The sequence below is a fragment of the Pseudomonas sp. JV449 genome (assembly GCF_032424295.1).
GTDB lineage: Bacteria > Pseudomonadota > Gammaproteobacteria > Pseudomonadales > Pseudomonadaceae > Aquipseudomonas > Aquipseudomonas marginalis.
The window spans coordinates 112610-139157 of the sequence record NZ_VYKD01000035.1; the positions used below are offsets into that span (position 1 = coordinate 112610).

Annotated in this window: 25 protein-coding genes; 11 read left to right on the forward strand and 14 right to left on the reverse strand. The window is 60.4% G+C overall.

Annotation, left to right across the window (positions count from 1 at the left end):
- Positions 1-58 precede the first annotated feature (58 nt).
- Positions 59-754: a FadR/GntR family transcriptional regulator gene (locus tag F6S08_RS30925; RefSeq protein WP_065926656.1), complete on the reverse strand. Its 696-nt coding sequence runs from the start codon at positions 752-754 to the stop codon at positions 59-61.
- A 255-nt stretch (positions 755-1009) separates the two neighbouring features.
- On the opposite strand from F6S08_RS30925, the gene F6S08_RS30930 reads away from it, so the two are divergent.
- The 4 genes from F6S08_RS30930 to F6S08_RS30945 are packed head-to-tail and all read left to right on the forward strand — an operon-like array spanning position 1010 to position 3849.
- Positions 1010-1795 carry a transporter substrate-binding domain-containing protein gene (locus tag F6S08_RS30930; protein WP_027608360.1) on the forward strand — a complete coding sequence of 262 codons (786 nt, stop codon included), beginning with the start codon at positions 1010-1012 and terminating at the stop codon, positions 1793-1795.
- 14 nt (positions 1796-1809) lie between these two features.
- Positions 1810-2478, forward strand: a complete 669-nt coding sequence (locus F6S08_RS30935; protein ID WP_017736949.1) for an amino acid ABC transporter permease — start codon at positions 1810-1812, stop codon at positions 2476-2478.
- Positions 2475-3125, forward strand: coding sequence for an amino acid ABC transporter permease (locus F6S08_RS30940; RefSeq protein WP_065926657.1), 651 nt, complete (start codon positions 2475-2477; stop codon positions 3123-3125). Before F6S08_RS30935 ends, F6S08_RS30940 begins: the two co-directional genes overlap by 4 nt.
- A complete protein-coding gene (locus F6S08_RS30945) occupies positions 3112-3849 on the forward strand; it encodes an amino acid ABC transporter ATP-binding protein (protein WP_027608358.1) in 738 nt (245 codons plus the stop codon). Before F6S08_RS30940 ends, F6S08_RS30945 begins: the two co-directional genes overlap by 14 nt.
- Here F6S08_RS30945 and F6S08_RS30950 read toward each other — a convergent pair.
- From F6S08_RS30950 to F6S08_RS30970, 5 genes are all read right to left on the reverse strand, one after another.
- Positions 3830-4336 (reverse strand): hypothetical protein, encoded by a 507-nt coding sequence (locus F6S08_RS30950; RefSeq protein ID WP_315872738.1) that lies wholly within the window; start codon positions 4334-4336, stop codon positions 3830-3832. The genes F6S08_RS30945 and F6S08_RS30950 overlap by 20 nt on opposite strands.
- Positions 4337-4394: 58 nt before the next feature.
- Entirely contained in the window at positions 4395-6773 is a 2379-nt protein-coding gene (locus tag F6S08_RS30955; RefSeq protein ID WP_315872739.1) for a fimbria/pilus outer membrane usher protein, read from the reverse strand.
- Positions 6774-6908: 135 nt separating this feature from the next.
- The gene (locus tag F6S08_RS30960; protein ID WP_074847951.1) at positions 6909-7622 is read right to left on the reverse strand and encodes a fimbria/pilus chaperone family protein; all 714 of its coding nucleotides are present in this window, start codon (positions 7620-7622) and stop codon (positions 6909-6911) included.
- 92 nt (positions 7623-7714) lie between these two features.
- Entirely contained in the window at positions 7715-8362 is a 648-nt protein-coding gene (locus F6S08_RS30965) for a DUF1120 domain-containing protein (RefSeq protein WP_315872740.1), read from the reverse strand.
- Positions 8363-8445: 83 nt separating this feature from the next.
- Positions 8446-9105, reverse strand: a complete 660-nt coding sequence (locus F6S08_RS30970; protein WP_315872741.1) for a DUF1120 domain-containing protein — start codon at positions 9103-9105, stop codon at positions 8446-8448.
- A 495-nt stretch (positions 9106-9600) separates the two neighbouring features.
- Here F6S08_RS30970 and ppx point away from each other — a divergent pair, with 495 nt between their 5' ends.
- A complete protein-coding gene (gene ppx / locus F6S08_RS30975; RefSeq protein WP_027608352.1) occupies positions 9601-11103 on the forward strand; it encodes an exopolyphosphatase in 1503 nt (500 codons plus the stop codon).
- 168 nt (positions 11104-11271) lie between these two features.
- Here ppx and ppk1 read toward each other — a convergent pair whose 3' ends face one another.
- Positions 11272-13497 (reverse strand): polyphosphate kinase 1, encoded by a 2226-nt coding sequence (gene ppk1 / locus F6S08_RS30980; RefSeq protein WP_027608351.1) that lies wholly within the window; start codon positions 13495-13497, stop codon positions 11272-11274.
- Between the two features lie 18 nt (positions 13498-13515).
- Positions 13516-14529, reverse strand: coding sequence for a porphobilinogen synthase (hemB, locus tag F6S08_RS30985; RefSeq protein ID WP_065948754.1), 1014 nt, complete (start codon positions 14527-14529; stop codon positions 13516-13518).
- Positions 14530-14737: 208 nt separating this feature from the next.
- On the opposite strand from hemB, the gene F6S08_RS30990 reads away from it, so the two are divergent.
- Complete coding sequence (locus F6S08_RS30990; RefSeq protein ID WP_065926664.1) at positions 14738-15376, forward strand: DedA family protein; 639 nt, start codon at positions 14738-14740, stop codon at positions 15374-15376.
- Here the strand turns inward: F6S08_RS30990 and F6S08_RS30995 are convergent.
- Positions 15357-16592, reverse strand: coding sequence for a sterol desaturase family protein (locus F6S08_RS30995; RefSeq protein ID WP_065926665.1), 1236 nt, complete (start codon positions 16590-16592; stop codon positions 15357-15359). The two genes, F6S08_RS30990 and F6S08_RS30995, sit on opposite strands and share 20 nt — an antisense overlap.
- A gap of 116 nt (positions 16593-16708) precedes the next feature.
- On the opposite strand from F6S08_RS30995, the gene elbB reads away from it, so the two are divergent.
- Positions 16709-17374 carry an isoprenoid biosynthesis glyoxalase ElbB gene (elbB, locus tag F6S08_RS31000; RefSeq protein WP_065948752.1) on the forward strand — a complete coding sequence of 222 codons (666 nt, stop codon included), beginning with the start codon at positions 16709-16711 and terminating at the stop codon, positions 17372-17374.
- A 29-nt stretch (positions 17375-17403) separates the two neighbouring features.
- Here the strand turns inward: elbB and F6S08_RS31005 are convergent, their stop codons facing one another.
- Positions 17404-17859, reverse strand: a complete 456-nt coding sequence (locus F6S08_RS31005) for a YaiI/YqxD family protein (protein ID WP_065926879.1) — start codon at positions 17857-17859, stop codon at positions 17404-17406.
- 1 nt (position 17860) lies between these two features.
- Positions 17861-19756 (reverse strand): FTR1 family protein, encoded by a 1896-nt coding sequence (locus F6S08_RS31010; protein ID WP_315872742.1) that lies wholly within the window; start codon positions 19754-19756, stop codon positions 17861-17863.
- 268 nt (positions 19757-20024) lie between these two features.
- Here F6S08_RS31010 and F6S08_RS31015 point away from each other — a divergent pair, with 268 nt between their 5' ends.
- From F6S08_RS31015 to F6S08_RS31030, 4 genes are read left to right on the forward strand one after another with little or no spacing between them, the layout of a single operon-like run.
- Positions 20025-21419: a COG3014 family protein gene (locus tag F6S08_RS31015; RefSeq protein WP_065926668.1), complete on the forward strand. Its 1395-nt coding sequence runs from the start codon at positions 20025-20027 to the stop codon at positions 21417-21419.
- Positions 21420-21429: 10 nt separating this feature from the next.
- On the forward strand, positions 21430-21801 hold the full coding sequence (locus F6S08_RS31020) for a YcfL family protein (protein ID WP_015886478.1): 372 nt from the start codon (positions 21430-21432) through the stop codon (positions 21799-21801).
- Between the two features lie 35 nt (positions 21802-21836).
- Positions 21837-22424, forward strand: coding sequence for a penicillin-binding protein activator LpoB (gene lpoB, locus F6S08_RS31025; protein ID WP_027608342.1), 588 nt, complete (start codon positions 21837-21839; stop codon positions 22422-22424).
- A 3-nt stretch (positions 22425-22427) separates the two neighbouring features.
- Complete coding sequence (locus F6S08_RS31030; protein ID WP_065926669.1) at positions 22428-23168, forward strand: penicillin-binding protein activator LpoB; 741 nt, start codon at positions 22428-22430, stop codon at positions 23166-23168.
- A gap of 151 nt (positions 23169-23319) precedes the next feature.
- Here the strand turns inward: F6S08_RS31030 and F6S08_RS31035 are convergent, their stop codons facing one another.
- The 3 genes from F6S08_RS31035 to F6S08_RS31045 all read right to left on the reverse strand — a co-directional run bounded on the left by F6S08_RS31035 (position 23320) and on the right by F6S08_RS31045 (position 26526).
- Positions 23320-23952: a LysE family transporter gene (locus F6S08_RS31035; protein WP_027608340.1), complete on the reverse strand. Its 633-nt coding sequence runs from the start codon at positions 23950-23952 to the stop codon at positions 23320-23322.
- Positions 23953-24043: 91 nt separating this feature from the next.
- On the reverse strand, positions 24044-24616 hold the full coding sequence (locus F6S08_RS31040; RefSeq protein WP_003176850.1) for a mechanosensitive ion channel family protein: 573 nt from the start codon (positions 24614-24616) through the stop codon (positions 24044-24046).
- A complete protein-coding gene (locus tag F6S08_RS31045; protein ID WP_065926670.1) occupies positions 24616-26526 on the reverse strand; it encodes an ATP-binding cassette domain-containing protein in 1911 nt (636 codons plus the stop codon). Before F6S08_RS31045 ends, F6S08_RS31040 begins: the two co-directional genes overlap by 1 nt.
- Between the last annotated feature and the right edge of the window lie 22 nt (positions 26527-26548).

A 26548-nucleotide genomic window follows, 5' to 3' on the forward strand; every position in this document is an offset into this window, starting at 1 on the left:
GAAGCCGCCTCTGATTGAGTCTTCCTATGATGGCGCATGAGTTTGCGCATAGCCCAACTCAGGGCGTCACGGGAGTCACGAAGGCAATCCCCGTGCGCAACGCCGCGTTGCGTACGTGCTCCTGCATGGTTTTCTGCGCCGACGCACTGGCCCGCCGGGCCAGGGCGCGCAGGATTTTGCGATGTTCCTGCCAGGTTTCCATGGCCCGCTCCGGCCGGATGAACGGTAGTTTCTGGCTTTCCAGAAACACCTCGGCACTGGCACTCAGGATGCTCACCATCGCCTGGTTGCCGCTGGCCAGCAGGATGCGCTGGTGGAATTCGAAGTCCAGCCGTGCGGCCGCCTCGAAGTCGCCGGCCTTGAGCACCTTGCGCATGGCCTCGACGTTGTCTTCCAGGCTGTCCAGCTCATCGATCGTCAGCGTGACCGCCGCCAAACCCGCCGCAAACCCTTCCAGCGCATAGCGCAACTGGAAGATATCGAGCGGCGTGGCCTGGGCTGCAAAAGGCCAGGCAAAGCCCGGCGCATCCTCCACCGCCTGCACGAACACACCTTTGCCCGGCTGCACACTGACCACACCCAAGGCGCTCAAGGACGACAGCGCCTCGCGCAGCGACGCCCGGCTGACGCCCAACTGCACCGCCAGGTCGCGCTGGGACGGCAGTACATCGCCAGGCCCGAAGCCTTGCTCCTTGATCAGTTTGCGGATGGCCTGCAGGGCCGCTTCCGGTACGGCTTGGGCGATGGAATTCATAAAAAACTCGAGGTTTTTGTCAACAGAACGGCTAGTTGTAAAGCTATTCGTGGACCACGGCAAGCCACGCCCCAAAGGGGCTCGCGCAGTTTTACCGACGCTCGAAAAGGGTGCGAAAACGCGCACAACTGTTCAGACCAGTAAGACCACCAAAGCTCAACAAACTCGCGCCTCGCAGACGATCTGCGCCGTACTGGCATGGGCTGTGCACTGAGCAAATCCAGAAAATTCCTTCGCCCTTCTCGGAGAGTTGCCATGACCAAGCGCTGCAGCGCCCTGCTCACTGCCCTGTTTGCCAGCCTGATGCTGAGCCAGGCACCCGCCCAGGCCAACGGTCTGGACGATATCGTCGCCCGTGGCACCCTCAAGGTCGCCGTGCCCCAGGACTTCCCGCCGTTCGGCTCGGTGGGCCCCGACATGAAGCCCCGTGGCCTGGACATCGACACCGCCAAACTGCTGGCCGACCAACTCAAGGTCAAGCTGGAGCTGACCCCGGTCAACAGCACCAACCGCATCCCGTTCCTCACCACCGGCAAGGTCGACCTGGTGATCTCCAGCCTGGGCAAGAACCCCGAGCGCGAAAAGGTCATCGACTTCTCCAAGGCCTACGCACCGTTCTACCTGGCCGTGTTCGGCCCGCCTGATGCCGCCATCAGCAGCACCGACGACCTCAAGGGCAAGACCATCAGCGTGACCCGTGGCGCCATCGAAGACATCGAGCTGACCGCCGTAGCGCCGAAGGAAGCCACCATCAAGCGCTTCGAAGACAACAACTCCACCATCGCAGCCTACCTGGCCGGCCAGGTCGACCTGATCGCCAGCGGCAACGTGGTCATGGTGGCGATCAGCGAACGCAGCCCGAAACGCGTGCCGGCGCTGAAAGTGAAGCTCAAGGACTCGCCGGTGTACGTGGGCGTGAACAAGAACGAGCCGGCGCTTCTGGAGAAGGTCAACCAGATCCTGGTCGCGGCCAAGGCCGATGGCAGCCTGGAAAAGAACGCGATGCAGTGGCTCAAAGAGCCATTGCCTGCTGATCTCTGAAGCGGAGCTGATTGATGGCCTATCAATTCGACTTTGTGCCGGTGCTGGCCAATACCGATCTGCTGTTGCGCGGCGCGCTGTTCACCCTTGAGCTGACGGCCATCGGCGCAATCCTGGGCGTCGCCCTGGGCACTGTCGGCGCCGTGGTGCGGGCGTGGAAGATCCAGCCCTTTGCCTGGTTCTTCGGTGTGTATGTCGAGTTGATCCGCAACACGCCGTTCCTGGTGCAGTTGTTCTTCATCTTCTTCGGCCTGCCCTCCCTGGGATTGAAAATCACCGAGTGGCAAGCAGCCGTATTGGCGATGGTGATCAACCTGGGGGCCTACTCCACGGAGATCATCCGCGCCGGCATCCAGGCCATCCCGCGCGGGCAACTGGAAGCCGCCGCCGCGCTGGCGATGACGCGTTTCGAAGCGTTTCGCCATGTGGTGCTGCTGCCGGCGCTGGGCAAGGTGTGGCCTGCCCTGAGCAGCCAGATCATCATCGTGATGCTCGGTTCGGCGGTGTGTTCGCAGATCGCCACCGAGGAGCTGAGCTTTGCCGCCAACTTTATCCAGTCGCGCAATTTCCGCGCGTTCGAAACCTATGCCCTGACCACCCTGGTGTACCTGTGCATGGCGTTGATGATTCGCCAGTTGCTCAACTGGATCGGCCGCCGCTTTGTGATGAGGAATAGCCGATGAGTGATTTTTCCTTCTGGGACATCGTGCGCAACCTGCTTACGGGCCTGCAGTGGACGCTGTTGCTGTCGATCGTGGCGTTTATCGGCGGCGGCCTGATCGGTTTGCTGGTGATGACCATGCGCATCAGCCGCAAGGCATTCGCGCGCAATGTTGCGCGCACCTATATCGAACTGTTCCAGGGCACCCCGTTGTTGATGCAGCTGTTCCTGGTTTTTTTCGGCATTGCCCTGCTCGGCGTGGATATTTCGCCCTGGCTGGCGGCCGCGATCGCCTTGACGCTGTTTACCAGCGCCTACCTCGCCGAAATCTGGCGCGGCTGCGTCGACTCCATCGCCCATGGCCAGTGGGAAGCATCGGCCAGCCTGGCGTTGAACCCGCTTGAACAACTGCGCTACGTGATCCTGCCCCAGGCCCTGCGGATCGCCGTGGCGCCTACCGTGGGCTTCTCGGTGCAGGTGGTCAAAGGCACCGCCGTCACTTCAATCATCGGCTTTACCGAACTGACCAAGACCGGCGGCATGCTCGCCAACGCCACCTTCGAGCCCTTCATGGTCTACGGCCTGGTGGCCCTCGGTTACTTCCTGCTCTGCTACCCCTTGTCCCTCAGTGCGCGCTACCTGGAAAGGAGACTGCATGCCTCTGCTTAGAATTTCCGCCCTGCATAAGTATTACGGCGATCACCACGTCCTCAAGGGCATCGACCTGACCGTTGAAGAAGGCCAGGTCGTGGCAATCATCGGCCGCAGCGGCTCGGGCAAGTCCACCTTGCTACGGACCCTCAATGGCCTGGAATCGATCAACGACGGCGTGATCGAGGTGGATGGCGAATACCTCGACGCCGCCCGCGCCGACCTGCGCAGCCTGCGGCAGAAAGTCGGCATGGTGTTCCAGCAGTTCAACCTGTTCCCGCACCTGACCGTGGGCGAAAACGTCATGCTCGCACCGCAAGTGGTGCAGAAAGTGCCTAAGGCCAAGGCAGCACAACTGGCCAGGCAAATGCTGGAACGCGTGGGGTTGGGTGAGAAATTCGACGCGTTCCCCGATCGCCTGTCCGGCGGCCAGCAGCAACGCGTTGCCATCGCCCGCGCCCTGGCCATGTCGCCCAAGGTGCTGCTGTGCGATGAAATCACCTCGGCCCTGGACCCGGAGCTGGTCAATGAAGTACTCAGCGTGGTGCGCCAACTGGCCAAGGACGGCATGACCTTGATCATGGTGACGCACGAAATGCGCTTCGCCCGGGAAGTCGGCGACAAGCTGGTGTTCATGCACCAGGGCAAGGTGCATGAAGTCGGCGATCCGAAGGTATTGTTTGCCAACCCGCAGACTGCTGAGTTGGCGAACTTCATCGGCACTACCGAAGCGCACGCCTGATCGCCCAGCCATCGGGCACCATTTCGAAACGGCCTCCCCCCTCCAGCAGGGTTTTATCGCGCACGGCGGGGTGGGTGCCCGCTAGATAGGTATCGACCTGCACCTGAGCCGAAAAGACTCGACCGGCGATTGGCTGCCCGGCCCTCAGTGGCACCAGCACACCGCCGGGGCGCAGCTGCCCGTCTCGTTCAGTGCGGTTGTGCATCGACACCAGTTCGACGGCCTGGCCATCCAGCAATGCCTGCCGAAGGCTCAGATCAAAGCGCCCGTGATGGCCAAAACTGAAACCCTGCGCATCGGCTGGCGCACCGCGGAAACGCAGCGCAATCACCGCCGCCTCAGGGCAAACCACGCTGAGGTGCACCGTGCGTCTACCGATGGAAATACCGTGGGGTCCGGGCTGTGTGTCGACGCGCAACGGCCCGTAGTCGATCTGCGGCCGGCTCAATGACAGGTGGCATTCCGACGCCGAAACGTCAGCAATCATCAAGAGACCCACCAGTAATCCCACCCCGCCTGGAAAGCGTCCCGAGGCAAGGGCAGCCTTAACGACAGACCGCTGAGGAGGTTTCATACAGTTGGCCGTCATAGCTGTGCTCCGCCAGATCGAGTTGCAGTTTGCAGGGAGTCGCATTCGGCGACGACAAGGTCAGTACCTGGGAATGCTCAATATTGTTGAGGAAGATCATTCCGTCCCCCACCACCGTGGTCAGGAACGTGTTATCGGCGGCAAGCACCGACGTCCCCTTGGGCAACGGCTGCCCGCTTGGGTCGCTGACACGCACCAGCATCCGGCGAACCTTCGAGACCTCAAACTCGACCGTACTGAACGAGCCTCGCCCGACCTCCAGCATCTTCGTGCCATTATTGAGATCAACCTGGCGTGGCAAGCTTTTACCGTCCACCTCGACAAGGCTGCCCTGATAAGCGGGTAAGCCGGGAATCACGGCCATTCCCCAGCGGTCGGTCCAGACGGGCCCCTGAGGGGTACTGATGCGAGCACCCGGAATATTCCCCACCGACGCCACACCGAAAGTGTCCTCTACACGGTAGGGAGACAGTGTCAGGCCTCGCTCGTGAGCAACCACGGCGCCTTGTAGCTGCCCGCTATAGATCGTGCTGGACGAGTCTCGATTGAGCCCCAGGCCGAGTTGGGTATAACGAGACGTCGCGTTGAGCGTTCCACCCACCGACTGATCGCTGGTACCTCTCAGGTCGCGTTCGCCCCTTAACTCGTAGTTCAGGGTGTCATTCACGCGCTCGCTGTAGGCTGTACCGATACCGGCATGACGCCCTTGGCGTCGAACCGTCGAGGTCACGGAGCGGTCACTGCCCAGTGGAACAGTGATCTGCAAGCGCATGCCCAAGCCATCATTTTTGTCTCTGGAGTCGCCTGACGCACCTACCTGGGAGTCAATGCTCACCGCAACATTGGCGTGCCTGAAGTTTTTGTTCCACGCGCCGTAGATATGCTGGGAAGTACGATTGTCGAAATGAGCCGAACGGGAATAACCGACAGCGAAGCCACCCAATTGAGGGTCTGACCAACTGAAGCCTGCCGTGTACTGGTGCCTGGCGCGCGCGCCCTGTACCTCGCCGGGCTCGCCGCCAACAGCTTCGAGCACATCCCGGTAACCCGACGTCTGGCGAGTGGCGCTCAAGTTCATCTGGACGTTGCCCGGCAGCGTACTGCCAAACGAAACGCCGCTACGCGAACCGCGTGCCTTTTGCTTACGGTCATGGGAAAGGTTATTGCGCAATCCCAGTGAAAACCGCTGGTCAAAGCTACTGTCCAACGCCAGGCCCACCGAGTGGTAGTTGTCCGTGCCCTGAACTCCCGAACTGAGGGCCGTATCCTCCCCTAACGCCCACGTTCCGCTGGCCATGGCCAACAGAGGTTCGGCGGCGCCCCTTCGATCCACATCACGCACCTTTCCTATTGCAGCGGTATATCCCGATTTAATCGGAACCGATCCACGGAACGAGGCGGCCGGCACGATAAAACTGTGTTGCCCCCCCTTGATTTCGATAACCCTGACGTCGAGGTCGCTGGTGCCATTGAGCAGTGGCAAATTGCGCAAGGTGAACGGCCCTTCCGGGACGAGAGTGGTATAAATCAATGCGCCGGACTGCCGGACTTCCACCCGCGACTGACTCCGCGCCCGCCCTTCAACCAAAACGCCATTGCTGCTGGTGCGGTTTTCCATTCCGTCAGGAAACAGCTGTGCACCGATCAGTTGAACACCACCGAACACGGGGCTATCAGCCGATATCTGGCCTGCCTGAAATGTCGAAGCCAAGGGAGCGATATCGCGCTGTGCGTATGCATACAGATGCTCAGTCGCCGAACGCTCATCGTTGGAGAGATAGAGCTGACGACTGCGGACGATCCAATTGCCCACATTGAAACCCATTTCCGTTGAAGCGGATAAAAAGCGCCCTCGATCCCCCCGCGAGTGGGCATTGACGCCTTGGACATCGTAGTTGACCAGCGCCGCTGCACCTCCCCGGGCGTAATGACCAGTGCTTTGTTGCATGTCGCGCAGCGCCTGGGTCGGGACGACCAGCACAACCTCCTCACGCCCTGGGCGCAAGGTCACTACCGTTTTCGGATACTCGGCAATAAAGTCATGACAGGCCTGGGCGGCAGAGACTTGCTTATCGATCACCGTGGCGGGAATCTGCAGTCCCGCCCGATCCAATAGCCCACGATTGAAACACAGCGCGCCTTCATGGTTAAACCGCGCGTCAGTCAACCCGATGGGATTACCGTTGACCGTCAAATCGACGACGCGCGTGCCCTCGCTGAACCGAGGGGCTTGCTGAAAGTAGCGCGCAACTGAAGGGTCGATACCACGCGCCTGCAAGGTGGCAAGGTCAAATCCGAGCACCGCCGCCGGCGCGGCGTAAACGTCAGCGGCCATTCCCGACACCACCACCGCCCAAACCGAAAGGCTGATTCCGCTTCGCCTGAAAGCCTCCTCAGGTTTTATTGGCGCCCGGGATGGCTGCCCACGTACAGCGCTACAAAACCTGCTGGCTTTTTTCCCCATGGCAGGTCACGGCTGATTCGCTACGAGCAAAGCCTCGTAGCTATCGACGGAAAACCCATAGAGCGTGGCCGGCATAAGGGTGACCGACGTGGCTGCAGAACGTTTTTCCACGGCAACGCTGAGGGTTTCGCCCGGCAAGATATAGGTACGCGGCAAAAGCGCATTCACCTTCTGCGGGTTCAAGACCACCTCAGCCGCCAGGCGCACCACATAGGGGCTGTTGTTGCGTGCGCTCAAGGTATTGCCGTGAAGGCTCCAGGTCAGCAGTTCCCACGGTGCATGATGTTGGGGTAAACCTTTGGGGTGGAGAATGAGCGGCAGGTTTTGCCGTAGGCTGATACCAATTGTCGCGCCCGAGCCGGGTTGTGCCTGGGGAATACCTTCAAACGTAATGCGCTTCAAACGTTGGGTTTTGAGAGGCTCCTTATTGATTGCCATAACCCTGACCATTTGCCGCTCACCGCTATCGACACGCGCAACGGGCTGAGTAATGACGGCTAAAGGCTCCGGGTCTTCCGGTATATCTTCGATAACTGAATGAAGCAGGGCAGGACTTGGGTCCGTATTGGTGACATTGATGCTGACTTCACCATCCGCCTCATTGAGAATGACAACTGTTGTTTCCGGTTCCATGCCGTCTGCATACGCGGCACGGCAGAAAACAAAACCGAGACACAAACAACCGGCCAGAATAGATTTTTTTCTTGTAGAAACAAGCATCAACACTTCCTTCACAGCAATAACGAAACACGCCGAATCAGGTGGGCTGCCGCCAAAGAGACTGCAAGCCGACCTGAATCGCCTGGAAGCTTTTAGAGATAGACCAATTCCAGGGTTGTATGGCCATCAAGTTTTATTTCGTTATTCATGCTCAGCGCAGAGGTTTTATTGATCACTGGTTGAACATTCAAATTCCCCGAGACGACGGTTATTTTAATCGGCGAATAGCTGGCGCTCGTACGCCAACTTCCAACGTTGGCTGACTGCCCCAAGACAGGATCGGTGATCCCCCAACTCGCGCCATTATTATTAGACCGCGCAGCCCGTACAGTTTTACCATCGGCAATGTTGTTCTCCATGAAAAGCACATAGCCGCCGATTTTTTCATTCTTCGAGGTAAACCCAAGACCATAATTGAAATCATCGTTATAAGTAATATTGTACTGACTCACCATCATGCCGCGCACCTTGCTGGACGCGCGGTTATCCTGTGCCTTAATACCAACAAACGTGGGCGATGCACACCTGACGGTGTAAGGCGTCCCCTTTTTGGCCAGTTTGGTGTAGTTAGTAGCACTCAGTGACCTAGGATCAATCCGACCGTAATCTATCGTTGAATTAACAATAGTAAAACTGCAACTGGCAGGCGCAATGGAGCCTCTCACTCGTAAGTCCGCAGCTTGCGCACTCAAACCCAGCATAGCGAGAAACATACCTGATAACGAAATAATCTTCTTCATAGCAATCATCGACATTAGCCAAAGAGACACGTGCTGATTGACACTTCATAGTCAGCACGCCATGGATACCTGTGTGGAGAAATCTAGAGGTAGCGCAACTCCAGGGTGAAATGGCCGTCCAGGTTGATCTGGTTGCCCATATCAAGTTCGGACGTCTTGTTTATGACGGCTTGAACTTCAACATTGCCGGAAACAGCATTAACCAATATAGGCGCATACACATTCCCCGCACGCCAACTGGCTATATTGGCAGTGTGGCCTACTGCCTGGGTACTGTTTGGTTCCCATCGTACGCCGTTATTTTCCGAGCTAACAATCCCTACCGGCTTGCCGTCAGCTACAGAATTTCGAAGGTGCACTACATAACCTCCGATCTTCTGCCCCCTGGAAGTGGCCCCCAGACCAAAATTGTAGAGATCCTTATAGTTCCCGCCAAACTGCCCCAGCATCATGCCTGGTATTCTCGAGCCAGCTCGATTATCAACGCTCTTGATACCCACTTTTATTTTAGACTGACCACTGCACCTCACCGTATAGGGAACACTCTTCTTATCCAGCTTGGTATAACTTGTCGGACTCAGGCTGCTCGGGTGAATAGTTCCATAGTCAATGACCGAGCGGGTGAGTGTAAAACTGCAACTGGCTGGAGCGATCGCGCCTTTTACACGTACATCGGCAGCCTGGACAGTCAGGCTCGCAACGACGAGGCATAGGCCCGCCACTACTGGGTAATTCTTCTTCATCTAACTTTCATCCATAGCAATGACCATAGGCTGGCCAGTTATTGAATGATCAGAACACCTCCCCTGCGTCACGCCTGGTGCGCATATGAATATCTCGTCCTTGAAGCTCCGACCTATAAACACCACCCGGGACAGGTGCCGAACGTGAGTATTCATATTCTAAGAGAATAATAAAACCGGAAAAAATGACACCTCATGTAAGAGTGATCCCTATCTCCACTCTAAAAAACAACCCCATGTATACGAACAGGGAAACAGCAAGTTAGGACAAACATAAAACGGCGTAAGACTTATCGACAAACTCAATAAAACCAAGAATAGCCAGTACAAAACCCAGTGCTTTCTGGCTTTGTAATACATCATTTGTGGGCCGGTCCTACGCGCCGCGCAGAAAGCACTTATAGGTATACGAGGAAAAATCCTCTGTTACTACGCGTTGGCTCCAGCGATCGATCGTGGCACGATGGCAAGGTTATCGACCGAGACCCCCAAACCATGCCGCAATCCCAAGCCAAGAATCTGTCCCTGATCGCCGCCATCGACCTGGGCTCCAACAGCTTTCACATGGTCGTGGCCAAGGCCCAGAACGGCGAAATCCGCATCCTTGAGCGGCTCGGAGAGAAAGTGCAACTGGCTGCCGGGATCGACGATGAGCGCCAGCTCAATGAAGAATCCATGCAACGCGGGCTCGACTGCCTCAAGCGTTTTGCACAGCTGATCAACGGCATGCCCCTGGGCGCCGTGCGAATCGTCGGCACCAACGCCCTGCGCGAAGCCCGTAACCGGGGCGAATTCATCCGTCGCGCCGAGGAAATCCTCGGCCACCCCGTAGAAGTCATCTCCGGCCGCGAAGAAGCGCGCCTGATCTACCTCGGCGTGTCCCATACACTCGCAGATACCCCCGGCAAGCGCCTGGTGGCGGACATCGGCGGCGGCAGTACCGAGTTCATCATCGGCCAGCGCTTCGAACCGCTGCTGCGCGAAAGCCTGCAGATGGGCTGTGTCAGTTATACCCAACGCTATTTCAAGGACGGCAAGATCACCCCGGCGCGCTACGCCCAGGCCTACACGGCAGCGCGTTTGGAGATCATGAGCATCGAGCACGCCCTGCACCGCCTGACCTGGGATGAAGCCATCGGCTCGTCCGGCACCATCCGTGCCATCGGCCTGGCGCTCAAGGCCGGCGGCCATGGCACCGGCGAGGTCAACGCCGAAGGCCTGGCCTGGCTCAAGCGCAAGCTGTTCAAGCTGGGGGATGCCGAGAAGATCGACTTCGACGGCATCAAGCCCGACCGTCGCACCATCTTCCCGGCCGGCCTGGCGATTCTCGAGGCGATCTTCGACGCCCTCGAACTGCAACGCATGGACCACTGTGACGGCGCCCTGCGCGAAGGCGTGCTGTATGACCTGCTGGGCCGCCATCATCATGAAGACGTACGAGAGCGCACGCTAACGTCGCTGATGGAGCGCTATCACGTCGATCAGGAGCAGGCAGCCCGCGTGGAGCGTAAAGCCCTGCATGCGTTCGATCAGGTCGCCGAAGACTGGGACCTGGAAGACGGCGTATGGCGCGAACTGCTCGGCTGGGCGGCCAAGGTGCATGAAGTGGGCCTGGATATCGCCCACTACCACTACCACAAGCACGGCGCCTACCTGATCGAGCACTCCGACCTGGCGGGTTTCTCCCGGGAAGACCAGCAGATGCTCGCGCTGCTGGTGCGCGGCCATCGTCGCAATATTCCCAAGGACAAGTTTGCCGAGTTCGGCGATGAAGGCATCAAGCTGATCCGCCTGTGCGTGCTGCTGCGCTTCGCGATCCTGTTCCACCACATTCGTGGCACCCAGCAGATGCCCCAGGTAACCCTGCGTGCCAATGGCGACAGCCTGGATGTCGTATTCCCCAAAGGCTGGCTGGATGAGAACCAGCTGACCCAGGCGGACTTCGCCCAGGAAGCGGAGTGGCTGACGCGGGTGGGGTTCAGCCTGAACCTGCGCTAACCCGATCTCATGAACACTGCAAAAACAAATGTGGGAGGGGCGGTGCGACGACTCGACTTGCTCCCGATTACGGTGTGTCAGTCGCGAATACTTTGACTGAACCACCGCAATCGGGAGCAAGTCGAGTCGTCGCACCGCCCCTCCCACATTTTCAGAGCGTGTTGTCTGTTAGTTCACCGACAGAATCGGGCTACCCAACTTTTCCAGCAACGTCGCCTGGGCGCTGCGCGGATTCTGGTTGCCGGTCGGCGTGTTACGCACGTAACGGCCATCCGACTGCAGGCTCCAGCTGTGGGTGTTATCGGTGAGGTAGCTTTCCAGCTCCTTCTTGACCCGCATGATCAGCTTCTTGCCCTCGACCGGGAAGCAGGTCTCCACACGCTTGTCGAGGTTGCGCTCCATCCAGTCGGCACTGGAGAGGAACATCTGCTCCTCGCCGCCGTTAAGGAAGTAGAACACCCGCGTGTGTTCCAGGAAGCGGCCGATGATCGAGCGCACATGGATGTTATGCGACACGCCGACAATGCCCGGACGCAGGCAGCACATGCCACGCACCACCAGGTCGATACGCACGCCGGACTGGCTGGCCTTGTACAGCGCGCGGATGATCTTCGGATCGGTCAGCGAGTTGAACTTGGCGATGATGTGCGCCGGTTTGCCCTCGAGGGCGAACTGGGTCTCGCGGGCAATCATGTCGAGCATGCCCTTCTTGAGGGTGAACGGCGCGTGCAGCAGCTTCTTCATGCGCAACGTCTTGCCCATGCCGATCAACTGGCTGAACAACTTGCCGACGTCTTCACACAAGGCGTCGTCGGAAGTCAGCAGGCTGTAGTCGGTATAGAGCTTGGCGTTGCCGGCGTGGTAGTTGCCGGTGCCCAGGTGGGCGTAACGCACGATTTCACCGGCTTCACGGCGCAGGATCAGCATCATCTTGGCGTGGGTCTTGAAGCCCACCACGCCGTAGATCACTACCGCGCCGGCCGCTTGCAGGCGGCTGGCCAATTGCAGGTTTGACTCTTCGTCAAAGCGCGCGCGCAACTCGATCACCGCAGTGACTTCCTTGCCGTTGCGCGCGGCGTCTACCAGCGCGTCGACGATTTCCGAGTTGGCACCGGAACGGTACAGGGTCTGGCGCACGGCCAATACGTGCGGGTCCTTGGCAGCCTGGCGCAGCAGGTCGACCACCGGGGTGAAGGACTCGAACGGGTGCAGCAGCAGGATGTCCTGCTTGCTCACGACGCTGAAGATGTTCTCGCTGTTTTGCAGCAGTTTCGGGATCTGCGGGGTGAACGGGGTGTATTGCAGCTCCGGATGGCTGTCCAGGCCAGTGATGCTGAACAGGCGCGTGAGGTTCACCGGGCCATTGACCTGGTACAGCTCGGTCTCGCCCAGGTTGAACTGCTTGAGCAGGTAGTCCGACAGGTGTTTCGGGCAGGTGTCGGCCACTTCCAGGCGCACCGCATCACCGTAGCGCCGCGAGAACAGCTCGCCGCGCAGGGCGCGGGCCAAGTCTTCGACGTCTTCGGAATCCAGCGCCAGATCGGCGTTACGGGTCAGGCGGAACTGGTAGCAGCCCTTGACCTTCATGCCTTGGAACAGGTCATCGGCGTGGGCATGGATCATCGACGACAGGAATACATAGTTGTCGCCAGCGCCCCCCACCTCTTCGGGTACCTTGATGATCCGTGGCAGCAAGCGCGGCGCCGGGATGATCGCCAGGCCCGAATCGCGACCGAAAGCGTCGATACCTTCCAGCTCGACGATAAAGTTCAGGCTCTTGTTCACCAGCAGTGGGAACGGGTGCGTCGGGTCCAGGCCGATCGGGGTGATGATCGGCGCGATTTCGTCGCGGAAGTAGCGACGCACCCAGGTCTTGATCTTGGTAGTCCAGTGGCGGCGACGGATGAAGCGAACCTGATGCTTTTCCAGTTCCGGCAACAGGATGTCATTGAGGATCGCGTACTGGCGATCCACATGACCGTGCACCAGCTCGCTGATGCGCGCCAGCGCCTGGTGCGGCTGCAGGCCGTCCGCGCCAGCTTGTTCACGGGCGAAGGTGATCTGTTTCTTGAGGCCGGCGACGCGGATCTCGAAGAATTCATCCAGGTTGCTGGAGAAAATCAGCAGGAACTTCAGGCGTTCCAGCAACGGGTAGGACTCATCCAGTGCCTGTTCAAGCACGCGGATGTTGAATTGCAGTTGTGACAGCTCGCGGTGGATGTACAGGCTGCTGTCATCCAGATTGGTCACTACGGCGGCCACCGGGGCCGGGGCTGGCGCTTCGGCTACCACCACAGGCGCGGCCGGCTCGTGCTCCGGCGGGGTCTCGGTGACTTGTTCCACCACCGGGTGAGCGTCTTTTACGGCAACTTCGGAGAGTCCTTCGGTATTCATCGAATGTTCCTGTGAGGGCTATTGTTGCTCTCTAAGCAATTGGGCGGCGCGGGCGGCGAAATAGGTCAGGATGCCATCAGCCCCGGCACGTTTAAAGGCCGTCAAGGATTCTAGGATTACCCCTTCACTCAACCAGCCATTTTGGATTGCAGCCATGTGCATGGCGTATTCGCCACTGACCTGATACACAAAGGTCGGCACTTTGAATTCCTCTTTGACTCGGTAAAGGATGTCCAGGTACGGCATCCCCGGCTTGACCATCACCATGTCGGCACCTTCGGCCAAATCCGCCGCCACTTCGTGCAAGGCTTCATGGCTGTTGGCCGGGTCCATCTGGTACGAAGCCTTGTTGGCCTTGCCCAGGTTCAGCGCCGAGCCCACCGCATCGCGAAACGGGCCGTAGTAGGCGCTGGCGTACTTGGCCGAGTAGGCCATGATCCGCACATTGACGTGGCCGGCCAGTTCCAGGGCTTCGCGAATCGCCTGGATGCGGCCATCCATCATGTCCGACGGCGCAACCACCTGGGCGCCTGCTGCCGCATGGGACAAGGCCTGCTTGACCAGCGCGTCGACGGTAATGTCGTTCTGAACATAGCCGTCTTCGTCAAGAATGCCATCCTGCCCGTGGGTGGTGAACGGGTCCAACGCCACGTCGGTGATCACCCCCAGCTCCGGGAAACGCTCGCGCAGGGCGCGGGTGGCGCGCTGGGCGATACCGTCCGGGTTCCAGGCTTCGGCAGCATCAAGGGACTTGAGTTCAGACGGCGTGACCGGAAACAACGCCAACGCCGGAATCCCCAGGTCGACCCAGCCCGCCGCCTCTTCAAGCAGCAGATCAATGGTCAGACGCTCTACACCCGGCATCGACGCTACCGATTCCCGGCGATTTTCACCGTCGAGTACAAACACCGGCAGGATCAGATCATCCGTCGTCAGTACGTTTTCACGAACCAGGCGGCGAGAAAAATCATCACGGCGATTACGGCGCAGGCGGGTAGCAGGGAACAGGCGATTGGCAGGGGTAAAGCTCACGACAGACTCCTGAGCCCGGGTTCACGGGCGAGCGTTGCAGTTATAAGCGGGCATTATGACGAAGGTATGACAGTTGTGCTTAACGATGCGACCTGTAGTCGCATTCGTCGGTTAATGTAGGAATTGTTCACTTCGTGACACATCTCGATACTTTCATGAATGTTCACGAAGGCGTAGGCTGCGCGTTCATTTCGCCAGCACCCAGACCATGCTTCAACAATTTCTGCATGACTTCGGCTACTTTGCCCTCTTCCTAGGCACGTTCTTCGAAGGCGAAACCATCCTGGTTCTCGCAGGCTTCCTGGCGTTCCGTGGGTACATGGATATCAACCTGGTGGTGGTCGTTGCCTTCTTCGGCAGCTACGCCGGCGACCAGCTTTGGTATTACATGGGGCGCAAGCACGGCCGCAAACTGTTGGCGCGCAAGCCGCGCTGGCAATTGATGGGCGACAAGGCCCTGGAACATATCCGCAAGCACCCGGATATCTGGGTGCTGAGCTTCCGCTTTGTCTACGGCTTACGCACGGTAATGCCTGTTGCGATCGGCCTGTCAGGCTACCCGCCACTGCGCTACCTGATCCTCAACGGTATAGGTGCTGCAATCTGGGCGGCGGCCCTGGGCGCTGCGGCTTATCATTTCGGCGCGGTACTGGAAGGCATGCTGGGCAGCGTCAAGAAATACGAGCTATGGGTACTGGGCGCCTTGCTGCTGCTGGGCTTTGGTCTGTGGCTGCGCCGCCGCTTCAAGAACGCCCGTATCGCCCGCCAGGCCTGTGCCGATGCCAAGGCGCGGCTCGCCGCCACCGAGCCCGTCCCGGTAGAAGCGCCTAAGACACCAGTCGAGTAAGCCGGCCCCTGCAACAGTAGAGGCCAATCACGCTGAGCAGGCTGTAGCTCACCAGGCCCAGCCAGCCCAGGTTGCTGGCCGGCCACAGCCCGACCACCGGCGCCAGCCACACCAACGGCACATTCAGCGCCAGGCGTATCAGCTCTGCCTTTAACGCCCACGGGCGATTCTCCAGGGCTACCCCCAGGGTGAACAATCCAAGCGCCATCGCCCCCCAGCCGACAATCAGCGCTGCGCTGGGCAGACCTTCGCCGACATTCATCAAATAGCTGCCAAACCCCACATACGCCGCGAACTGCAGGGCGATGTAGACCTGTTGGCGCGCGTCCAGTGGCACGTCGAATTTGCGGAACTGGCTCAAATCCGGCTTGGCCACGGGGTATTTGGCCTTCACGTCCGCCGGGCGCCAACCGGTGCGCATGAACCAGATGCGCAGCTTGTCCCACTTACTTTCGGTACGCCGTGCATCACGCCAAAGCTGTGCATAAAACTGCAGGTTGGCCCATAACGGATTCCAGCTGGCCAAGGGTGTGGTCACGCCGAAAATCACCGGCTCGTTGTCGTCTTCTTCCTGGAAGGTGCCGAACAGCCGGTCCCAAAGAATGAACACACCGCCGTAGTTGCGATCCATGTAGAGAGCGTTCTGTGCATGGTGGGCCCGATGATTGGAGGGCGTGACGAAAAACCACTCGAACCAGCCAAGCTTGGGCACGTGCCGGGTATGCACCCAGAATTGATACAACAGGTTGAGGGACGCCACGCTGATAAACACCACCAGCGGTACGCCAAGCACGGCCAGGGGCAGGTAGAAGATCCAGCTCAGCAGGAAGCCGGTGCTGGTCTGGCGCAGGGCGGTGCTGAGGTTGTAGTCCTCGCTCTGGTGATGCACCGAGTGCGCGGCCCACAGGATATTGCGCTCGTGCCCCATCCGGTGCAGCCAGTAGTAGCAGAAGTCGTAGAACACAAAGGCGAATACCCAGGTCCAGACGCTGTGGGCAGGCAGTTCGATCAACGCCAGGTGCTTGAGGGCGAACGCGTAGGTCAGCAGCCCCATACCCTTGGTCAACAGCCCGGTGGTGGTGGACAGCACGCCGGTGCTGAGGCTGTTGATGGCGTCCGCCACCCGGTAGTTGCGCTGGCCACGCCAACGGTCGGCGAGCAGCTCCACCACAATCAAGGCAATGAAAAACGGTACCGCGTAAGGCACGAAGTCCATGGTCTGGTCCGGTCTATTTTTGTTACATCAAGATTAGGTGCAGCAGCGCGAGATCCCATTGGCAACAGGTGACAAATTAGTAGACATTTAACGCCAAGACTCCAGGAGAAATGCCCATGAGCAAAAAGATTGCAGTGATCCTTTCCGGCTGCGGCGTGTACGACGGCGCAGAGATCCACGAAAGCGTGATCACCCTGCTGCGCCTGGATCAGCGCGGTGCTCAGGTCCAGTGTTTTGCACCCGATATCGCCCAGTTGCATGTGATCAACCATCTGACCGGCGAGGAAATGCCCGAGTCGCGCAACGTGCTCGTGGAGTCGGCCCGCATTGCCCGGGGCGAGATCAAGGATATTCGAGACGCCAACGCCGACGAGTTCGATGCGCTGATCGTACCCGGTGGGTTCGGTGCGGCGAAGAACTTGTCCAACTTTGCCGTCGAGGGCGCGGGTTGCAGCGTCAACCCGCACGTGCTGGAACTGGCCGAAGCCTTTGCCGAAGCGGGCAAGCCGGTGGGGCTGATCTGCATCTCGCCGGCCCTGGCCGCGAAGATCTACGGCCCGGGCGTGACCTGCACCATCGGCAACGACACCGACACTGCCGCGGCCCTGGATAAGATGGGCGCCACCCACCAGGAATGCAGCGTGGAAGACATTGTCGAGGACACCGCACGCAAGTTGGTCAGTACGCCCGCCTATATGCTCGGCAAGAGCATCAGTGAAGTGGCCTCAGGCATCAACAAGCTGGTGGACCGGGTGCTGGAGCTGACCCACGAGAACGATTAGTGGGGATGCCGGGCTCCCTCTCCAACGGATCAGGACTGGCGCATTAACCGCGTCAGTATCCTGTCGAGTGAGTTGGCAAATGCCTGCTTGTCCTTCTCCCCATGGGGCGGTGGTCCACCGCCCATCTGGCCCTGCTCGCGCAGGTCGGTAAACAGGTTGCGCACCGCCAATCGCTCACTCATGTTCGCCGGGCTGAACTCCTTGCCCCGAGGGTCGAGGGCCGTGACGCCCTTCTTCACCAGGCGGTCGGCCAGGGGCACATCGCTGCAGATCACCAGTTCGCCGGGCACTGCGTGCTCCACCAGATAGTCATCTGCTGCGTCCGGGCCGCTGGGCACCACGATCAACTTCACGCACGAGAAGCTCGGCTTGATCTGGCTTTGGCCGGCCACCAGGACGACCTCGAACTGGCGCTTGAGGGCGAACTTCACCACCTGCTCCTTGGCGGCCCGGGGGCAGGCGTCTGCATCGATCCATACGCGCATGTTATGCCGCCACTCGCTGCTTTTCTGCCAGCCGGCTGCGGCCATAGAGCACCACAATGGCCAGGATCGCCACGGCCTGTGCGCTCAACGAGTACGCATCGGCGTGGATGCCCAGCCAGTCGAAGTCAAAGAACGCCACTGGCCGCGTGCCGAAGATGCCGGCTTCCTGCAACGCCTTGACGCCATGCCCGGCGAACACCACCGACAACGCGCACAACAGCCCCGCATTGATGCCGAAAAACAGCGCCAGCGGCAGTTTCGCCGAACCGCGCAGGATCACCCAGGCCAGGCCCACCAGCAGCACCAACGCCGTGGCACCACCCGCCAGCACCGCGTTGTGCCCAGCCGGGCCCGCTTGCAGCCACAGGGTTTCGTAGAACAGGATCACTTCGAACAGCTCGCGGTAGACCGAGAAGAACGCCAATATCGCAAAACCGAAACGCCCACCGCCGCCCACCAGGCTGCTCTTGATGTAGTCCTGCCACGCCGCGGCATGGCGGCGGTCGTGCATCCACACGCCAAGCCACAGCACCATCACACTGGCGAACAGCGCCGTGCAGCCTTCGAGCAATTCGCGCTGGGCGCCGCTGACATCAATCACATACGCCGCCAATGCCCAGGTGGCCAAGCCGGCCAATAGTGCCAGGCCCCAGCCGACGTTGACGCTGCGCACCGCCGATTGCTGGCCGGTGTTGCGCAGGAACGCCAGGATCGCCGCCAGCACCAGGATGGCTTCCAGGCCTTCACGCAGCAGGATCAGCAGACCGGAAATGTAGCTCAACGACCAGCTCAAGCCATCGCTGCCCAGCAAGCCTGCGGACTCGGTGAGTTTGCCCTTGGCCACGTCCAGGCGCTGCTGCACCTGCTCGATCGGCAGACCGTCCTGTAACGACTGCCGGTAAGCCATCAGGGCCTTCTCGGTGTCCTTACGCACGTTGGCATCGACGTTATCCAGCGAGCTTTCCACCAGCTCAAAGCCTTCCAGGTACGCCGCCACCGACAAATCATAGGCTTGCTCGTGGTCACCGTTACGGAACGCTGCGAGGCTCTTGTCCAGGGTGCTGGCGGTGTAATCGAGCAACTGCGCCGGGCCACGCTTGACCTGCGGCGGTTGCGCACGCTGGGCGCGGAAGGTCGCGGCAGCGGTTGGGCCGTTTGCGGCCAGCACTTCATTAGGCGTCTGGCGGGCCAGGTCGGCGAGGTTGAAGGGCTGCTCGCTTTTCGCCGCAGCCGGGTCGGCGGTGAAGCCGGCGATGTAGGTGGCCAGGTCCCAACGCTGGCGGTCGTCCAGTTGGTCAGCAAAGGACGGCATGTCAGTGCCTTCGACACCCAGGCCCAGGGTGTTGTAGATCGCGTAAAGGCTCAGGCGATCCAGGCGCGCAGCATCCGTCAAGTTGGCCGGAGGCGGCGTCATCCCCACGCCGGCCGGACCATCGCCGGCACCGGCAGTGCCGTGGCACACCGAACAGTGCTGGGCGTAGAGCGGTGCGCCGCGCGTCGGGTCGGGCGTGATGGCCGGGGCTTGGCTGACTTCATACGCGACTGCCAGCTTGGCGCCCAACTGGCGGGCCTGGCGAGCGACGGTCGCGCCGTCTGCATGAGCGCTGACAGCCGCCAGCAGTTCCTCGACCCCCTTCACCAGTTCCGCGCGCTCAGGCTTTTGCGGCAAATCCGCCACCAACCCCTGCAAGACCCCAAGAAACTCCACCTGCTCGCGGTATTCCGAATCATCCACCACCTTGCCCGCCTCTACCGTCGGTGGGTAGTCGGCGCCAATGTAGTCCAGCAGATGCAGGGCTTGTGGAGCGCCCTCGGCAGTCGCGGCCAGCAGGTTGAAGCTGCACGACATCAATGCCGGCAACAGCAGCCAGGCGAGAAAACGGAAGGGGCCAGTCATGAATGAATCTCAAGTGGAAATACGAAGTAACACATTGTTAAGCGTTAAAGGGTTTGACTCAAGGCGTTAGTGATTTGTCGTGTGGGCGGACGGGGCATTTTGGAGATGGGTTACTGGCATCGCTGTCAGCTCAATCGAGGCAAAAAGCCATTGTTTTGCCAGTAACGATGCTTATAATGCCGCGCCCTGTTAGTGCGAAAGGGAATTTCGTTCCTCGGTTTTATGAGGAATAACCATATTGGTTGACTACTTTCAGGGAAGAAGTGACATGGTTTTTCGCGCCTTACCTCCGCTCGCGCTCGCGGCAGTCACTTTGCTCAGCGGCTGTTCAATGTTCCGCAGCTACGACGCCGAGCTGCAAGCCACCAACCAGCAACTCGCCACCGGCAATGTCGACGCCGCCCTGACCCTGCTGGAAAAGAACAACACCGGCGAAGACAAAGACCTGCTGTATTTCTTCGAAAAGGGCGAGTTGCTGCGGGCCAAGGGCGACCTGACCGGCAGCCAGACCGCCTGGCGCAGCGCCGACCTGCAAGTCTACAAGTGGGAAGAGTCGGTCAAGTTCGACAGCGCAAAATACCTTTCCCAGTTCGGCAGCTTCCTGGCCAATGACAAGGTGCGTCGCTACGAAGGCTATGACTACGAAAAAGTCATGCTGACCACGCAGATGGCCCTGAACCTGCTGGCCTTGAACGACTTCGACGGTGCACGCACCGAAATCAAGAAGACCCACGAACGCGAAGCGGTGATCGCCGACCTGCGCGACAAGGAATACCTCAAGCGCGAAGACGAAGCCGAGCAACAGGGCGTGACCACCCAGATCAAGGACCTGCACGGCTACCCGGTGCAGGCCCTCGACGCGCCGGAGGTGGTCGGCCTGAAGAACAGCTACCAGAGTGCGTTCAGCCATTACCTGGCCGGCTTCGTCTACGAAGCCCTGGGCGAAAAAGACCTGGCAGCCCCCGGTTATCGCAAGGCCGTCGAGCTGCGCCCTAACACACCACTGCTGGAAAAAGCGCTGCTCGACCTGGACAAATCCAAGGTCGGCAGTGACGAAACCGACGTGCTGATCGTAGTGCAGAGCGGCCTCGCACCCGCCCGCGACTCGATCCGCCTGCCGCTGCCGATCCCGATCAATGGCAATCTGGTGATCACCCCGCTGTCGTTCCCGGTGATCAAGGCCGACACCTCCACAGCGACCTTTGCCCAGATCGGTGTCGACGGCCAGCAACAGAACCTCACGGCGCTCAACAGCACCACGGCCATGTCCCGCCGCGCCCTGCGTGACGACATGCCAGGCATCATCCTGCGCACTACCGTGCGTGCGGTAAGCCGTGGTGTGGCGCAGAACAACCTGAACAAGACCAACCCCATGGCAGGCCTGGTACTGGGTATCGCCTCGGCCGTGACCGAAGGCGCCGACACCCGCACCTGGCGCACCCTGCCGGACATGACCCAAGTCACGCGTCTGCGCCTCAAGCGTGGTGAACACCAGGTCAGCCTGCCCAACGCCCTGGGTGGCACGCTGGTAACGATCAAGGCCGACCAGCGCTACCAGGTGATCACCCTGCGCGTGGTCGGCAACCAAGTGTTCGCCGGTGGCCTCGCCGCCCATGTGCTGCCCGGCACGACAACCCAGGCCATCGCCCTCAAACAACCTTAAGGAGCACCCTATGCGTCACTTTATCCTCGGCGCACTGGCGCTGGTCCTGCTTGCCGGCTGCGCCACCCCGCCACCACCGGAGCCTGGCAGCGCCGCGAGCAAGATCGTGGTGATGGGCAAGTTCAAGGGCATCGCGGTCGGCGCCATTCGTGTGGCCCGCGAGAACGGCTTCCTCACCGCCAAGGTGCAACTGAGCAATATCACCAGCAGTAACCAGATGATGTATTACCGCTTCGCCTGGCTGGGCGCCGATGGTTTCCCGGTGGGCGATGAAGAGACCTGGAAAGTGCTGAACCTGTACGCCAACCAGGCGACCTTCCTGCCCGCCATTGCCAATGTGCCCCAGGCCGCGGACTTCCGCCTTGAAGTCAAAACCCCTTGAGCCGTTCATTCTTTTTGCTGCTGAGAGATTTCCCCATGCTTGCACGCTTCTCGATTCTCGCCGTGGTTGCCGTCCTGGCCAGCGGCTGCGCGAATACCTCCCCGGTACTGGGTGGTAAAAACATCAGCTACGGCGACACCAAGGCCGTGGAACTGGTGACCAACGAGTTCGGCTCCACCGACCTGCAGATGATCGCCGAAAGCATGACCCGCTCCCTCGCCCAGTCCGGCATCCTGCAAGGCCGCCCGGTGGTGCAGGTGTATGACGTGAAGAACAAGACCAGCGAGTACATCGACACCCGTGAGATCACCACGTCGATCAAGACCCAGCTGATGAAGACCGGCACCGCACGCTTCGCCAGTGACAACACCGACATGCAAAGCCAGGTCGACCAGCTCAAGCTGCAGAACCAGAGCGGCTTGTACAAGAAGTCCAGCGTCAGCAAGACCGGCAACATGGTCGCCGCCAAGTACCGCCTGGAAGGCTCCATCAGTTCCATCGTCAAGCGCAGCTCGGACTACAAGGACGTGTTCTACAAGTTCAGCCTGCAGCTGATCGACGTCGAGAGCGGCCTGGCCGAATGGATGGACGAAAAAGAAATCCGCAAGACCACGGAGCGCTAGGCAATGCGTGCATGGATCGGTTTGATCGGCCTGTTGTGCGCCTTTGGCGCCTCGGCTGCACCCAAGATTGCGGTGACCGACCTGGCCTACCAGGCGCAGGTCGAGGAGTACATCCACCAGGTTTCGGCCAGCAACAACTTCCAGGCAAGCAGCTACAACGCCAGCGGTGCATCGAACTACAGCGAGTACGAGAGCCGTAGCAGCTACATCGAACAAACCGAGCTGCGCAAGTTCAGCGGTGATATCAAGGGGGAGATTCTCAAGTCCCGCCAGTTCCAGCTGGTGCAGGGCACGCCCTACACCGCCGATGCCAAGGGTGACGTCTATGACGTGATCAAGCGCATAAAGGCCGGTCACTTCAAGGGCGCGGACTATGTGCTGTTCGGTACGCTGTCAGACATCGACTTCACCCAGGACATCAACGCCCTGGACCACACCAACAGCTACTCGGCGGTGCTGGGCCTGACGCTGGTGGCGGATTTCAGCCTGATCAACACCCGCACCTACGAAATCACCTCGGCGTTTACCGCCATGGGCGAAGGCCAGGACACCAAGCTGGTGAACAGCCGCGACATACGCGTGAGCCTGAACCGGCCGCGGGTGGTGAAGGAAGTGTCGAAGGCGCTGGGTGAGGACGTGGCACGGCAACTGGCGGAACAGTTGGGCGGCGGCTATCAAGAGCCTGGCCAGCCGGTGTTGCGCAATAACCTGCCAAGGGATGAAGCGCCGAAAATCCTGCGCTGAAGGGTAATCCTTTGGAAACACACAACCCATGTGGGAGGGGGCTTGCTCCCGATAGCAGGGTGTCAGTCAGCTTAGCTGTAACTGAGACACCGCCATCGGGAGCAAGCCCCCTCCCACACTTTTAACTCGGTTTCTTCAGAGGTACCGAGGTTTACGCCGTTGCGCGATGCAAGCTGGCCAGGAAACCCGCAGCCCCCACGAACAACCCGGCAAACGTACGGTTTACGCGCTTCTGCTGCTTGGGCGTGCGCAACAGCCGCAGGACTTTGGACGCCAACCCCGTATACCCCGCCATCACGATCATATCGACGCTGATCATCGTCGCACCGATGATCAGGTACTGCACCAGCAACGGCGCCTGGGGATTCACGAACTGCGGCAGCACCGCCAGCATGAACACCAGGGCCTTGGGGTTGCTGGCGTTGACCAGGAAACCACGGAACATCATCGCCATCGGCTTGCCGAGCGGGCGTATCGCCGCGTCATCGGCCATGTCCATGGGCAAGGCACGCCATTGCTTGACGGCCAGGTACACCAGGTACGCCACGCCAAACCACTTGATCGCATAGAACGCGGTCGACGACGCCGCCAGAATGGCACCCAAACCGCCCGCTACCACGGCAATCTGCATGGCCAGGCCCAGTTGCAGGCCAATGGCGTTCCAGTAACCGCGCAGGAAGCCGTATTGCAGGCCGCTGGACATCGAAGCGATGGCGCCGGCGCCAGGGGAAAGGGAGATGATCCAACTGGCCAGGAAAAAGGCCAGCCACGTGTCGAGTGCCATAGCACACCTCGGGGAAGAGTCAGCGATTGTCGGGCCTTAAGCTAACTCCGCCGAGCAGAGGCTGGCTATAGATTTTTACACGCGGTAAATGCTAGCGGTCGCCAGGGAACACATGGGTGCCGGGCCAACGCCGCACCGAGCGCTGGAAGAACAGGCTGTTAGGCACCTGTACGATGGCGCTGTCGGTGCCTGCCGCTTCCACTTCGATCAGTGTGGTGTAGAGCAAGTTGATCGCCACTACCCTGCCCTTCACGCCGGGCTTGTCGACGGTATCCACCAACTCGACGATGTCACCGAGGCGAAACGGTCCGACGGTAAAGATCAGGATCGCACACAGCAGGTTGGACAACACCGACCACATGGCGAAGAACGCCACTGCCGCCACTGCGACAAACCCCGACAGCGCGGTCCACAACACCGTGGCGGACACACCCAGCCGGCCCAGCACAAAGATCAACGCACTGCCCATGATCAGCCAGCGCAATCCGCCACGCAGGGGCATCAGCAGTTGTGGCGGAAACGGGTAGCGCTCACCCAGGCGCGTCAGGCCCTTGGCGACAAACCGCTGGGCGAGGTAGCCGGCCAGCAGGATCAGCAGGATTTGCACGCCGATCCATACAGGCTCGATCCATTGCGCAGGCAACGGCAGTTGCAAGGCTTCCATCAGGACAGCGCCTCCAGCTCCGCTTGCAGGGTTTCCAGCAGTTCGAGGGCTTCCATCCAGGTTTCCTCCAATTGCCCTTCGCGCACCTTGAGCCTGGCCTGTTCGGCCAGCAGGTCGCGCAGCTCATCCTTGCGCGCAGCCTCGTACACGGCGCTGTCGCCCAGGCTGGCTTCGATCTTGGCCAGGCGCTCGTGCACTTTGCCCAACTCGGCCTCAAGCTTGTCGGCTTCGCGCTTGTGCGGCGCCAACTGCTGGCGCAGTGCGGCAGCGGCCTGGCGCTGGGCTTTCTTATCGGTCTTGTCCGGGTTGACCGGGGTGTTGCTGACCGGCGCATTGCGCAGGCGGTAGTCCGTGAGCCAACGGGCGTAGTCGTCCAGGTCGCCGTCGAACTCTTCGACCTTGCCATCCGCTACCAGCAGGAAGTTGTCGGTGGTGCTCTTGAGCAAGTGGCGATCGTGAGACACCACCAGGACCGCACCGCTGAACTCCTGCAAGGCCATGGTCAGCGCCAGGCGCATTTCCAGGTCGAGGTGGTTGGTCGGTTCGTCGAGCAGCAGCAGGTTCGGGCGGTCCCAGGCAATCAACGCCAGGGCCAGGCGGGCTTTTTCGCCGCCGGAGAAGTTCAGCACCGGCTCATCGATGCGCGCGCCACGGAAGTCAAAGCCACCGAGGAAGTCGCGCAGGGTTTGCTCGCGCTCGGTCGGCGCCAGGCGTTGCAGGTGCAGCAACGGGCTGGCCTTGGCGTCGAGGGAGTCCAACTGATGCTGGGCGAAGTAGCCCACCACCAGGTTCTCGCCACGGGTCAAACGACCGGCCAGGGGTTGCAGCTCGCCCGACAGGTTCTTGATCAGCGTCGACTTGCCCGCGCCGTTCGGGCCGAGCAAACCGATGCGCGCACCTGGGGTGAGCTGCAGCTTGACCTTCTCCAGGATGGTTTTCTCGCCATACCCCAGGCGGGCATCCGAGAGGTCCAGCAACGGGCTGGAGATTTTCACCGATTCGCGGAACACAAAGTCGAACGGCGAATCGACGTGGGCCGCCGACAGTTCTTCCATGCGCTCCAGGGCCTTGATCCGGCTCTGGGCCTGGCGGGCCTTGGTGGCCTGGGCCTTGAACCGGGCGATGTAGCTTTCCATGTGCGCGCGCTGCGCCTGCTGCTTCTCGAACGCCTGCTGCTGCTGGGCCAGGCGCTCGGCACGCGCCCGTTCGAACGCGGTATAGCCGCCACGGTAGAGCGTGATCTTCTTCTGTTCGACGTGGGCAATGTTGTCGACCACGGCGTCGAGGAAGTCCCGGTCGTGGGAAATCAGCAGCAAGGTGCCCTGATAGCTCTTGAGGAAGTCCTCCAGCCACAGGATCGCATCGAGGTCCAAGTGGTTGGTCGGTTCGTCGAGCAGCAGCAGGTCCGAGGGGCACATCAGCGCCTGGGCCAGATTAAGGCGCATGCGCCAGCCACCGGAGAAGTCGGCGACCGGACGATCCATCTGTTCGTTGGTGAAGCCAAGACCGGCAAGCATCTTGCGGGCGCGGGCGTCGGCGGTGTAGCCGTCGGCGCTGTCGAGTTCCGCATGCAGGCGGGCCTGGGCGGCGCCGTCCTGGGCTTTCTCGGCCTCGGCCAGGTCGTGCTGCACCTGGCGCAGGCGCAGGTCGCCATCGAGCACGTAGTCGATCGCGATGCGGTCCAGGGTGTCGATCTCCTGGCGCATATGGGCGATGCGCCAGTCGGCCGGCAGCAAGCAGTCCCCGGAATCCGGGGTCAGCTCACCCAGCAACAGGGCGAACAACGTGGATTTGCCGGCGCCGTTGGCACCGATCAGGCCGGCTTTGTGACCGGCGTGCAGGGTCAGCTCGGCGTCTTCGAGAAGACGTTGCGGGCCACGCTGTAATGTTAGGCTTTGAAGTCGGATCATAATGGCGGCGGAGTCTACCAGC